This is a genomic window from Nitrospira sp. NS4 (assembly GCF_049546785.1).
GTDB lineage: Bacteria > Nitrospirota > Nitrospiria > Nitrospirales > Nitrospiraceae > Nitrospira_D.
The window spans coordinates 188,669-201,064 of record NZ_JBMWAN010000005.1; the positions used below are offsets into that span (position 1 = coordinate 188,669).

Annotated in this window: 10 protein-coding genes; 3 read left to right on the plus strand and 7 right to left on the minus strand. The window is 59.4% G+C overall.

Annotated features, from left to right (window positions below):
- Positions 1–39: 39 nt before the first annotated feature.
- The 3 genes from fabF to lpxD are packed head-to-tail and all read left to right on the plus strand — an operon-like array spanning position 40 to position 2,819.
- Entirely contained in the window at positions 40–1,296 is a 1,257-nt protein-coding gene (gene fabF / locus ACO9S2_RS15490) for a beta-ketoacyl-ACP synthase II (protein WP_423723289.1), read from the plus strand.
- A 32-nt stretch (positions 1,297–1,328) separates the two neighbouring features.
- Positions 1,329–1,718, plus strand: a complete 390-nt coding sequence (locus ACO9S2_RS15495) for an acyl carrier protein (protein ID WP_423723290.1) — start codon at positions 1,329–1,331, stop codon at positions 1,716–1,718.
- A 3-nt stretch (positions 1,719–1,721) separates the two neighbouring features.
- Entirely contained in the window at positions 1,722–2,819 is a 1,098-nt protein-coding gene (gene lpxD / locus ACO9S2_RS15500; RefSeq protein WP_423723291.1) for a UDP-3-O-(3-hydroxymyristoyl)glucosamine N-acyltransferase, read from the plus strand.
- A 14-nt stretch (positions 2,820–2,833) separates the two neighbouring features.
- On the opposite strand, the gene ACO9S2_RS15505 is transcribed toward lpxD, so the two are convergent.
- The 7 genes from ACO9S2_RS15505 to ACO9S2_RS15535 all read right to left on the minus strand — a co-directional run bounded on the left by ACO9S2_RS15505 (position 2,834) and on the right by ACO9S2_RS15535 (position 12,378).
- Complete coding sequence (locus tag ACO9S2_RS15505) at positions 2,834–3,352, minus strand: hypothetical protein (RefSeq protein ID WP_423723292.1); 519 nt, start codon at positions 3,350–3,352, stop codon at positions 2,834–2,836.
- Between the two features lie 603 nt (positions 3,353–3,955).
- The gene (locus ACO9S2_RS15510; RefSeq protein WP_423723293.1) at positions 3,956–5,206 is read right to left on the minus strand and encodes an HD-GYP domain-containing protein; all 1,251 of its coding nucleotides are present in this window, start codon (positions 5,204–5,206) and stop codon (positions 3,956–3,958) included.
- A 324-nt stretch (positions 5,207–5,530) separates the two neighbouring features.
- Entirely contained in the window at positions 5,531–6,472 is a 942-nt protein-coding gene (locus tag ACO9S2_RS15515; RefSeq protein WP_423723294.1) for a hypothetical protein, read from the minus strand.
- A gap of 53 nt (positions 6,473–6,525) precedes the next feature.
- Positions 6,526–7,893, minus strand: coding sequence for a response regulator (locus ACO9S2_RS15520; protein WP_423723295.1), 1,368 nt, complete (start codon positions 7,891–7,893; stop codon positions 6,526–6,528).
- A 39-nt stretch (positions 7,894–7,932) separates the two neighbouring features.
- Complete coding sequence (locus ACO9S2_RS15525) at positions 7,933–8,376, minus strand: chemotaxis protein CheW (protein ID WP_423723296.1); 444 nt, start codon at positions 8,374–8,376, stop codon at positions 7,933–7,935.
- Positions 8,370–8,906 carry a chemotaxis protein CheW gene (locus tag ACO9S2_RS15530; protein ID WP_423723298.1) on the minus strand — a complete coding sequence of 179 codons (537 nt, stop codon included), beginning with the start codon at positions 8,904–8,906 and terminating at the stop codon, positions 8,370–8,372. Before ACO9S2_RS15530 ends, ACO9S2_RS15525 begins: the two co-directional genes overlap by 7 nt.
- A gap of 70 nt (positions 8,907–8,976) precedes the next feature.
- The gene (locus ACO9S2_RS15535) at positions 8,977–12,378 is read right to left on the minus strand and encodes an Hpt domain-containing protein (protein WP_423723299.1); all 3,402 of its coding nucleotides are present in this window, start codon (positions 12,376–12,378) and stop codon (positions 8,977–8,979) included.
- Positions 12,379–12,396: the final 18 nt, after the last annotated feature.

Sequence of the window (12,396 nt, forward strand, 5' to 3'; positions counted from 1 at the left end):
GTAAAGACCGTTGACATTGTCTCAAGAGGAGCGAATCGCGTGACAGCTCGTGTGGTGATTACAGGACTGGGGGTCGTATCCCCCATTGGAATCGGCGTCAGTGCCTTCTGGAAAGCGGCATTGTCCGGCCGATCGGGCATTTCCGCCATCGACTCTTTCGACCCGTTCCCCATGGACGGCTACCGATCAAAGATCGCGGGCCAGATTCGAGATTTTTCCCCCGAGCTCCATATCGGCTCGCAACACGGCGACCGGGTGGACCGTTATGCCCAGTTTGCCCTCGCCGCCAGCCGCGAGGCTATCGCCGACGCCAGCCTGCGCATCGAGCAGGAAGCGCCGCATCGTGTGGGCGTGATTGTCGGGGCCGGCATGGGCGGCATGGTGATGGGCGAGCGCGAGATCACGCAACTCTACCAGTCCCAGAAGCCCCATCGAGTGCATCCCAACTTCATCCCGGTGATCACCCTGAATTCAGCCTCGGGGATCGTCGCCATGGCGTCAGGAGCGAAAGGTCCCAACCTCACGATTTCAACGGCCTGCTCATCCAGCGCCCATGCTCTGGGCCAGGCGCTGCAATGCATTCGCACCGGTCAGGCCGACGTCGTGATTGCCGTTGGAGCGGATGCCAGCATTACTCCCCTCGTCTTCGCCGGCTTCTGTTCGCTTCGCGCGCTCTCCAGCAAGTTCAATGACCAGCCTGAACGCGCATCCCGCCCGTTCGACCTGGCACGGGACGGTTTCGTAATGGGAGAGGGCGCGGGAGCCCTGATCGTCGAATCACTGGCACACGCCAAGAAACGGAAAGCGAGAATTTACGCCGAACTGTCAGGCTATGCCGCCACAAGTGAAGCCTACCATATGGTCATTCCCCGTGAAGACGGAGAAGAAGTCGCCACCACGATGAAACTGGCCTTAAAGGCCGCCGACGTCAGTCCTTCGGAAGTGGACTACATCAACGCGCACGCCACCTCGACCAGCATCGGCGACGCAGTAGAGGCGAAAGCCATCCGGATCCTCTTCAAGAATCGAGCGGACAAGATTGCCATCAGCGCAACGAAATCTCTGGTCGGACACACCTTGGGCGCGGCGGGCGCGATCGGCGCAATCGCGACGACCCTGGCCATTCAGTCCGGTCACATTCATCCAACTGCGAACTACGATGATCCCGATCCTGCCTGCCGTCTGGGCGGCATCAGCCGCTCTCCCCAGGAGCGCAAGATCAGAGCCGCGTTGCTCAATGCCTTCGGATTCGGCAGCAACAACGCCGCTGTTGTGCTCAAACAATTCAAAGCCTAGCACGCCCCTGCGACGAAAAAGGAACCAGCACCATGGCCCACCGTACCATCCTTGACAAGATTACTCAGGCGCTCGCGGACTATTTGAAACGGGACGCCTCGACGATTCAAGAGACGCACCATTTACGCGACGACCTGGGTCTCGACTCGATGGCGGTCATTGAATTGCTCTACAAGATCGAAGAGACGTTTGACCTCCAAATCCCTGACCAGGATCTTCCGGCCATGACCACGGTGGGATCGGTCGCAGCCTATGTCGGGAAGCGTCTGGCTCCCGCCAAGAGCGCACCGGCAGCCGAATCCGAACCGGCCACGGTCAAGAAGACTCCGGCGGCCAACCCAAAACGGGCCCAGGCCAAGAGGGCTCCAGCGGCCAAGCCTCAAAAACCACCGGCCAAACCGAAGCCGAAAAGGAAGGCCTGACCGATGGCTGCCTCAACAGCTTCGATTCAGCTGACGCTCACTCAGGTGCATCAACTGGTGGGTGGCGAGTTGCACGGCGACGGGAATACGCAGCTCACCGCTCTTGCCGGGCTGAGCGACGCCAATGCGCACTCGCTATCGTTTATTGCCAATGACAAAGCCGGCAAGACTCCCGGCGCCGGCAACGCCGGAGCCCTCCTGGTTCATCGCCATCTGGCAGAGCTTCCCGTGCCTCAGATTGTGGTTGCCAACCCTCAACTGGCATTTGCCCAGACAGCTCAGAAATTCTTTGTCGCTTCCGCCCCCCCGCGAGGCATTGCCGACGATCTGGTACGGGGTACAGCAGTCGAGATCGGCGCAGACGTCTCCATCTGGCCCTTCGTCGCATTGGGGGACCGCGTCACGATCGGGGCCCGAGTGACCCTCTATCCTGGGGTCTTTGTCGGATCAGGCGCGACTATCGGAGATGATTCGATCCTCTACCCCAACGTCGTCGTGCGTGAAGGCTGCTTGATCGGCAAGCGGGTTGTGATCCACAGCGGAACGGTCATCGGATCGGACGGGTTCGGCTACGTTCAGCATCAAGGGCGGCACCACAAGATCCCACAACTCGGCGGCGTGATCATCGAGGACGATGTGGAATTGGGCGCGAACGTCACGATCGACCGGGCCACACTGGGACAGACCGTCATTAAGACCGGCACCAAGGTCGACAACCTCGTACAGATCGCACACAACGTCACGGTCGGGGCGCACTCCATCATCGTCGCGCAGGTCGGTATTGCCGGAAGCACGACGATCGGCCGGCATGTCATGATCGGCGGGCAAGCGGGCCTGGCCGATCACATTTCGATCGGCGATCAGGTGATGATCGCGGCGCGGGCGGGGGTGAATCGCAGCCTGGAGCCGAATCAGATCGTCTCCGGTGCCCCGGTAATGCCCCATGAAACCTGGATGAAGGCCCAAGCCGTCATTCCCCGCCTTCCTGAACTCCGGCAACTGGTGAGAAATCTCGAGCAGCGCGTGGCAGAACTGGAAGGAAAACTGAAGCAGCCTCCCAAGCAGATCCCGAAAAAATCGTCACGCCATTCAAAGCGGTAGGTCTTGCGGAAGCTCTACACCCGTCCACGCCAGAAAAACAGCCTTGCCCAATAGAAACCAGCCCACGGCAAGAGCAAGGCCGGCACACCGTCCACCTGCCCCATCATAGTCGCAAGCCACGAGGATCCCAGGATCAACGCCGTACCCAGGAAGTACGCGCCGGGAATAAGCTGCCGGCCTTGATGGTCTATGGATGGAAGATCTGCGTCTTTTTTGACTTTGCTCCCCTTCTTTGCCGTGGCCGTCCTCATCCTGGCGGCAAGTACCTCAGGAAACTGCGCAAGCAAAAACTGATGATAGCGTGTTTGGGCGATGCCCATCAACACGCCAAGCACAATCAACCCCGTACTTTGATAAAACGTCCCCCACGTGTAGCTGTCGGTCGCAAGCAATTGATACCCCAGGCCACCGACGCCGCCGATCATGCAAATCAACCCCACAATCCCGGATGGAAGGAGGATGTACGATTTCACATAATCTTGAGCCTGCTGCACGATTTGTTCAGGTCGCGGTCTGGTAATCAGTTTTGGCACGGGATCCTCGCTGTAAAACGATACGGTAATGGAAGTGAGCCGGAGCCGATTATAACGATCCCGTGATGATCTTGAAACCGTTCATCATCGGATACAACGGACAATCCGATGCCACCTACACAGCAATATGACGCGATCCAGTCTGCACAACTGTCTTACGTCTGACCTGCAGCTTGCCATGATTGCGTTGAACATCCGATAGTTCCGGCTGGTAATTTCTCATCGGAAGATGGTGCCGAGAAAAATCTCTTCAGCGAATACCGTACCTCGTCTATTCCGGCAAGCCTGTCGTCTGGAGTACACATCCGCGCCAATAACGCGTTTTGCATTTCGGACAAGGCACGCCGAAGCCTGTGTCCACAAAAACTGTGTGCGACCTGTGGATATCCGTGTGGATGGGGATGGAAGATCTTTCCCGGACGCGCTTCCTACCAATACGCCCAATTATTAGGCAGACTTTTAGTCGATTTAGCAGAGCGATCAGATGCGTCGGCCGGCTTGGCCATCACGCCACAAGCTGTTGGGCCCCACAATAACATCGAGGAGTTGTGCACCTATTCTGAAAGATACACTCCGCAGGGGAGGATAGGTTCCTCATACAGATCAGAGAGCTGAGGCATTTTCCTGTTTGTGATGCTCCTCGCAAGCTAAGCGATCGATCGCCGCCACGATCCCTGCCAGAGCAGCTTCAAACTCACGGAATGATTCATGGCACTCTCCGACCGCCTGGCGAAAAAGAGGAAGCGCCTGAACTGCAAGTGCTTCGATCTCTTCCATGCGGGAGCTAGATGCCGCCGTCACAAGACGGATCATTCCATTGAATACAGAGTCATAGAGAGGCGTTCGATCAATTCCTCCAGAGCACGAAGCAAGCTCGGCGAGTGCACGCTTTATATGCCCCAGACATTCCCGAGCTTCAAGAATAAATGCACTAGGATTGCTGTTTTCACCGGACCCATCCTGCCGATCCTGTCGCGGTGCCGACATACTGCCATCTGCTTCCGCATTGGAGGACTCCTCCTCCTTTGTCTGCACAACGCCTTGAATGGCCAAGGCAATCACATCAAGACTCTCCAGCAAGGAGGAAAACTGATCGGAAGCTGACCCAGGCTTGGCAGGAAACGGTCCGTCAACCGCATCGATTTCCGAATCAAATATGACGTCCCCGACAACCGGAGGGTTCAGTGCTTCAATGACAGCCACGAGCGGGGTCAGGCTCAAATCAACCTGACGGCTCGCATGTCCATCCTCTAGCCGGGACTCATCCACCTTCACAATCGGCCTCAGCGGATACCGTGGATTGCTCCCCACGACAAGGCCGGTTTCTCCGGTCGTCAATCGAACCGTGGTCCCCAGCGGATACACCGACAACTGTTCGACCAGCGCCTTGATGATCTCTCGCGGAAAGGTCAGGCGTTCTGCGACCATCAACTCCTTCATCGCTTCGTGCGGGAGCATCCGGCGTCGATAGGGCCTCTCGCTGATTAGCGCATCGAACACATCCGCGACCCCGATAATCTGAGCCATTTCGCTGATCTGTCGGCCTTTCAACCGGTTTGGATAGCCCAAACCGTTCGTGCGCTCATGCGCCTGCCGCACCAACTGAGCCAGCCACAGATACTCAGGCCCGACCCGCTTGATGACCCCGTATCCTAATTCGGGATGTTGCTCAATGACCATCCGTTCTTCCGGACTCAGACGCCCCTCTTTCGTAACCAGTGATCGGGGCACCGCACACAATCCCACATCGTGGACAAGCCCGGCCAGGGCCAGCCGCTCCAACTCCTTGCCAAAATAGCCCAGCCTCATCCCCATTTTGGTCGTAACAATCGCCACGTTCAGGAGATTTGTCATGAGCGGATCACCGGCCGGGCTCGACAATGCCATCACAATCAATTCATCATTCCGCGTCAGCGAGGACACCAAGTCCATGGACAACGACGTCAATCGATCGAGACAAATGTGATCTTGGCAGTGAACTGCCGACGCCAACCGCGTCAATTCTGCTTCAGTTTCCCGATACCACGGCATCGACATCCGGTCCCTTCTGTTCATGCTCACTTCCCGTTGCACACCACTCGCTCGAAGCTCATACAGCAGCACCCGTTTCCTGCAACCGACTTCCCCCCACCGCTACCCATCGACAGACCCGTGCGTGCCAGCATGGAGATGGACCATCTAGACCGCCGGCAAAAGGGCGTCGATCGCGTCCCGCTCCATACGGCCGGCCTCGGCCCACTCCTGAGCCTGACCCAGTATGCCCCGGAGCCGCTGTTCCACCAATTCGAACTGCCTGGCTTCCGGCAGCACACGCCGCTGCGTCACAATTGTCAGAAAGCTCTGCAATCCCATAAAGAACGTCATGGCCTGCAGAGCATTGACCTGTTGCGAGGCCGCCCATAACGCGTTGACCTGGTCCACCAGGGCTTGCCCTTCACCCGTCGACATCCCGTCCGATTCCCGTAATCCGCGACTCATCTGTGCCACGCCATCGACCACCATCGGCCCCTGTTGCTGAACCGCGTCCAAGAATGTCTGCTCGGCGTCAGCCACGCGGATGAGAAAGCTTCGCAGTGAATGCGCGTCGCATTCCGTCACACCGGTTTGTATCAATCCTTCTATTTGGGCAATCAACGTCCGCGTTACATTGCGCGCCATGTCGGTCGCCCCGGTTTGGCGCGATAACAAGCTCTGCAGCGCGGCCAGCAAATCCGATGTGGACATCGTGGCGGGCACCGCTTCGGAGCAGACCGATGACTCGGCATCGAATGTCACACCGGTTGCGCGAGTCAATGCACTGTGAATGTGTCCGAGTTGTTTACAGAGGGCAAGAAAGGCGCTTGCGGACAACGCCGCAGCCGGATTTTCCACCGCTTCGACAAAAGACAGTGCGGCGAAACTGGCCTGTTCGATCTCACTGAGACTGATCATGGCGGCCGACCCACCAAGATTCGTGAGACCGGCCTTCATGGTTTGGGCGAGTTTGGTATGGCGGTCTGCCGGCGGCCCCTGCTGCAGTTCATCCAGCGCGACATGAATCTGCTGCAACCACTCTTGCGCCTCTTGGACAAAGAGAGTAATCAGCTCCTTCTGAAATTCATCATCTGCATCGACGGACATCGTACGTAGTCCCCTGCGAAGCACAGGTCAGGCGGGAAGTCCGGTCCGGCTGGTCAAGCCCGTCCCTTACCATTGCCCAACTGGGAAGCCAATCCTGCGATCTCACCGAGTTTGCGGGCCATGTCCTCAAATCGTTTGGTGGCCTGCTCAGCGGCGTGCTCAGCTTCCGCAACTCGCCGGGTCAATAACCCGTTCCGATCCCGCTCGGTCGCAAGGAGCCCTTCCACCTCCTGCATTTTGGCGGCAGCTTTTTCCAGCTCCTCAACCCTGGCCGTCCCTGCACTGACCCTTTGCGTCATCTCTGCCAATGTACTTTCAAGCTCCGCTACGCGTGCGATGCTGCGCTCTGCTGTCGCCAGGCGCGCACTCAATTCCTCCAGACGAGCCCTGTCCTCCGTCAACGCGGTCTCCGCGGCTTTCGCTTGCAGTTCACAATCGGCCGCGCGACGTTCCTCTCGCGCCAGCAGCGCTTCCAATTCCTTGGCACGAGCCGCCGCCTTTTCCAGCGCGGTTAATTGCTGCACCAGTTGGGCCGCCGCCGCACGTTCGGCTTGCAGCGCCTCTTCCAGCGCGTCAACCTGAGCCGTCGCCTTTTGAAAATCGGTGAATTGCTCCCGATACTGATGCGCGGCTGCCCGTTCAGCTTCCAATGCCGACTGCAGCTCCTTAACCTGCGCCTGCACCTGCTCACCCGAAGCGACTTCCACCCGCAAAGCGGCAACCTGCTGTTGCTCCTCAAGCAAGGCGGCCTCCAGCAACGCCGCCCGCTCGGAAAGCGAACTGAGTTCCGCCACTCGCTGACGCTCGGACTCCATGGCGCCTTCCAGCTCCTGGGCGCGTCCTGCCACCGCCTCCAGTTCGGAGACACGCCTGGCGAGCCCGTCCGCTCGGTCCCGCTCGGCTTTCAATTGTGCGTCCATCTCCTGCAGCCGAGCTGCCGCTTGCTGATACGTCTCCAATTGCTCTTCGGTAATCCTGGGACCGGCCCAGGGTTCAGCCGTAACAGCTGCGGCGGGCTGAGGAACAGACGGCGCCGGCCGGGCGGCAGGCGTTTGACGCTTGGCGATGAGTTCTAGCACCCGATCTTTGAGCGAGGTCCCCTGAAAGGGCTTCTTCAACACCCCGTTGGCATGGCATGACTCGGCTTGCCTGGTCACGTCCTCATTCACAATACCCGAAATCAGAAGGACCGGGGTTTCCGCCAACGCGGCATTGCCGCGAACGAACGCGCAGACTTCGTACCCGCTCTTGTCGGGCATAATCACATCCGAGATAATCACATCCGGGTGCTCTTTTGAGAGGTACGCCAAGGCCTCTTCGCCATTCGCGGCCAAGGTAACCCCGAGACCGGCCTCAGTGAGCAACCGCTCGGCCACTTTCCTGACTGCAATGCTATCGTCCGCCACTAGGATCTTCGGCATACCGGCTCCCTTCTACCGCCATCCCGCTTTGAATGCGTCTTATGCGTTTCCTAATCGTGCGAGAGAAATGATGGGGATTTCGTCGAACCCCACTGAAAACGTCCCCGCAGCAGGAAATTCGTTCCCCTGATACGGGCGCACCGAGGCCACATCGAGGGTATGCAGGCTAGGCATCTCCTCATCGATGCAAATGGCCATCGGGCCCCACGGTTGCTTCGCGAGCAGGCACAACGTGAACTCCCCTTGCACCGTCACCTGCAGCAATCCGGCTAAGTTGAATACCGGAAAGACGCCGCGGTCCTGTCTCACCACCGCCGACACAAACGGCGTCCGACTGGGAACCGGAAGGCTCCCTGTCCACGGGGAGATTCCTCCGACTTCATCAGTCCTTGCCGCCAACCGCCGTCCGCCAACCGTAAACACCAGGAGGTGACAGGAGCGGGGCTCAACTTTTTGCTGCCGACCGACCGTTCCTCTCAACATGACATGCCTCTCCCGACTGCCGGCGCCGCCGTGTTCGACACGAGCGACTGACTGTACCCCTGGGACACACGCCCCGAAGACGACAGGGCTTCAGCCCCCCCCAAGAGCCACTGGGTTTGCAGCACGATAGCCACCCCCTCGCCAAAGAGCAGCAGTCCGCCATACCAGCCTCGCTCCTCCCCGCGAAACTGACGCGGAAGGGGAAGTACCCGCCGTCCTTCACATTCGATCAGGCCATGGACAGAAGCCACTCGCACGCTGGCCCGCGCAGTCCCCTGTGCCAGGAGAATCACTCTCGTATCCGGCCCATCCTCCTCCGGAACAACTCCCAGTCTGGCGGCCAGATCCACCGCCGCATACAGCTGCCCCTGTACCATCGGGGCCTCGATCGAGCCACTCTCTGCGATCGTCAGGAGACCCGCTACGGTTTCAGCAGAGACCGCAATCCTCATCGCGCCGACCGTCGCGATGAGATAGCGATCCATCGACACCAGCGAGCGAGTGCCTGCTCCCTGTCCACGCAAACTCATGCCGCAGCCTCATCAGCCATGGGTTCCCGCCTCCCTGCCCACAACAGATCCTCCATCGGCACCGTTCGCACTACTGGCGGACGATCTGCGCCTGCCCCACCCACCGTTCCACTTCCTGCAGCAGCGCACGCTCTTCAACCGGCTTTGCGATATACGCGCTGGCCCCGATGTTAATCGCCATTTGGCGATGTTTGTCTCCCGCACGAGTGGTCATCACGACCACCGGAGTCTGCTGCGTTTGCGAACGGCTCCTCAGAGCCTGAATGACTTCAAACCCGTTCAGCTTCGGCATTTCAAGGTCCGTAATAATCAACCGGTACGCCTGGGCAGAGGCCTTTCTCAAACCGTCCTCCCCGTCCACCGCCGTCTCGACTTGATACCCCGCATTCTCCAGCATCCGTCCGACGAATTTGCGAATACTGAGGGAATCGTCGATCAGAAGAATCGGGGCGAGAATCTTCTCTTCAGAGGCCGCTCCATGCCCGCCCTCGTACTCCGGGAGCAACGTGGATTCCGTCACGGTCGTCACTGCCAGCGATTCCTTCGATTCGCGGGCGAACAAGCGGCCCGGATCGATGACCAGAATAACCCGTCCTTCAGGATCGATCGTGGCGCCGCCGAAGAATGATCGCTCCATCGGCTTCAACGCCCCCAGCGTCTTGATGACGATTTCCTGGCGCCCCAGCAACTCATCGACCGCCAGCCCGACCGGACCGGAGACGGTCCGCACAATCACCACGGGCATGCTGCTATCCACCGTCCCGACTTCACGACGCAGCAGATGGCGGAGCGAATAGAGATCCACCGCGGCTTCACCGATGTGCAGCATGGCACGATCGCCCATATGTTGGAGTGATGCGGCAGTCGGCATCGTGACCTCGCGGACACTCGGCAGCGGAATCGCATACCGCTCAGACCCTGCGCGCACCAACAACGCGGTGGCAATGAGCAGGGTAAGGGGCAAATCAAGCGTAAATTTCGTTCCGACGCCGGGAACCGATTCGACGTCGATATGCCCGTTCATCCCTTCGATCACTCGCTTGACCACATCCAGTCCCACACCGCGCCCGGCCTGGTCGCCCACTTTGTCGGCGGTTGAAAACCCTGGGGCAAAGATACACTTCAAGACTTCGGCATCCGGCATGGACAGCGCCTGCTCTGCCCGCACCAGCCCCAACTTCACCGCCTTCTCACGAATCCTCTTGAGATCGAGGCCGGCGCCGTCATCTTCCACTTCGATGATGATCGAGTTCCCGCGATGGGCCGCGTGCAGATACACGGTGCCGACCGCCGGCTTGCCTTTTGCCAGCCGGTCCGCGGCAGACTCAATGCCGTGGTACACCGCATTGCGGACGAGATGCACCAAGGGGTCGACCAATCGTTCCACGACTCCGGTATCCACTTCAGTGTGTTCGCCCGAGGTCACAAGGGACACCTCTTTTCCTGAGGCGCGGGCTATTTCGCGAATCGCCCGTCGGAACCTGGTGAACGGCGTGCCGACGGGCACCATGCGGGCGCGAGCGATCTCATCCCGCATACCAAGCGTCAACTGTTGCAGCTGGCTCATGTCGTCATGCGACCGCCGGATCGATCCGCTCAGTTGCGACATGGACTCGGAAATGTCCGCAGTCACTTCGCTGATCCGGCGGGCCAGAATATTGAAATCGTCGTATTTGTCAAATTCCAGACTCCCGAAATCACTGAGCCCGGCGATTCCCGGCCCGCTCGGCTCCGACGGGCTCGACGGCGCCGTCGGAAATGTGAAGGTGTGCTTTTCTTCAAACGACTGGACGGCATCCACCAGCCGGGTCTTGCATGCCAAGACCTGTTGAGACAGTTGTTCCAGGACCCGCAAGCGTTGCTCTAAGCGGCCACGGCCGATCACCAGCTCGCCGACCAGATTCAGCAACCGCTCCAACCGATCCCGGCTGACACGGATGACCTCTCGATCCTCCGAGGTCTTTCCATCGGCAACCTTAGCCTGCGCTGGCGCCTCCTGGTTTCCGCTGCTCTGTTGCGCCGATGGTTCAAGCGATTCAGCCGTCGCCGGCACCGCAGCCTCTGATGGAAGCCCGCCCTCATGCAGGCATTTGAGTTCGGACAGCGCCTTCGCAAACCGCTGTTGCGTGGAGGCCAGCATGGACGGATCGCGTCGCATAAGCACACGCACCACGTCGATCGAGCGGAGCAAGAGGTCGGTGTGGCCCGGCAATACAGCCATTATCCCGTCGCGCACCGCCCCCATGAAATCTTCCACATGGTGAACGAGGTCGCCGATCGATTGGAATCCCACGGTATACGCGGACCCCTTTAACGTGTGGGCAGTACGGAACAACTGATTAATGAGTTCCGCATTGCTAGGATCCTTGTCCAGCTTGAGGAAATTTGCCTCAAGTGTCTCCAGATACTCTTGGGCTTCAGGAGCGAAATACGACAACACCTCCGAGTCCAGCTGAGGAACGAGGTACTCGGGAGAAAGGCCCGGCAATGGCTCCTCCGCCCCTCTCACCGGCGATGTCACTTGATCCGGCCCCGACACTTCAGCGGCGGCTGCGGGCTGGGCGAGGGGCACAGACACCTGAGGACCCATCACCATCGCCTCTCCGTCCCGAATCTGACGCAAGCGGCAGATTGTCGAGGGCACTTCCTGCTGAAGCCGCTGAAACTGGTCGGGATCCCGGCGCAGCAAGACCCGAAGCGTATTGACCGCCCGCGTCATCCCTTCAAAGAGCTCATCAGTGAGCTGTCGCCGTTCCTCCCGCACCGCAACCAGACATTCTTCCATCGGATGAGCCAGATCGCCGATCACGGCAAATCCGACTGTATAACCGGACCCTTTAAGGGTATGCGCCGTCCTGAAGAACCGGTACATCGCCTCATCGTCTGCCGGACGCGCCTGCAGGGCGCGAATCAGACTGTCGATCGTATCGAGATACTCAACCGCCTCCGGGACAAAATAGGACAATACCTCCTCATCCAAATCGGGAATCAGGTACTGTCGACTCAGCGGCTCCGCCTCGGGATTGCAGGCTGGTCTGGCTTCGAGCTGAGCAGCGGATACCTGTCGCCCCGTGGACTCCTCGTGAAGAAAGCCGGACGACACGACCAGACACCGTTCAATGGTGGCCTGATCTTCTGCCCCGCCTTGCCCGATAACATCGAGTTGCGACTGCACGGCTTGAATAATTTCCCGCATCGCCCCTACGGCGCGTAGCCATTCGGACCCGGAGATAGACTCCGCCTGCTCGCACAGCGCTTCCAGTCGTTCCCCCAGCTGGGCAATACCCTGATACCCGTAGAGCGCCGCCGCACCGCGAATACGATGGGCCACGATGTAGTGCCTTTGTAGTTGCTGGGCACTGGGCACCGCTCCGTCCACCGGATGGAGCGCCGTCTTGAGCGTGGCCATCCCATCCGACGCTTCAGCCAGGAAGATGCCGATCAGATTCTCTTGGTCGAATTCCGCGCTCATCCGAATCCCTTCTTACCC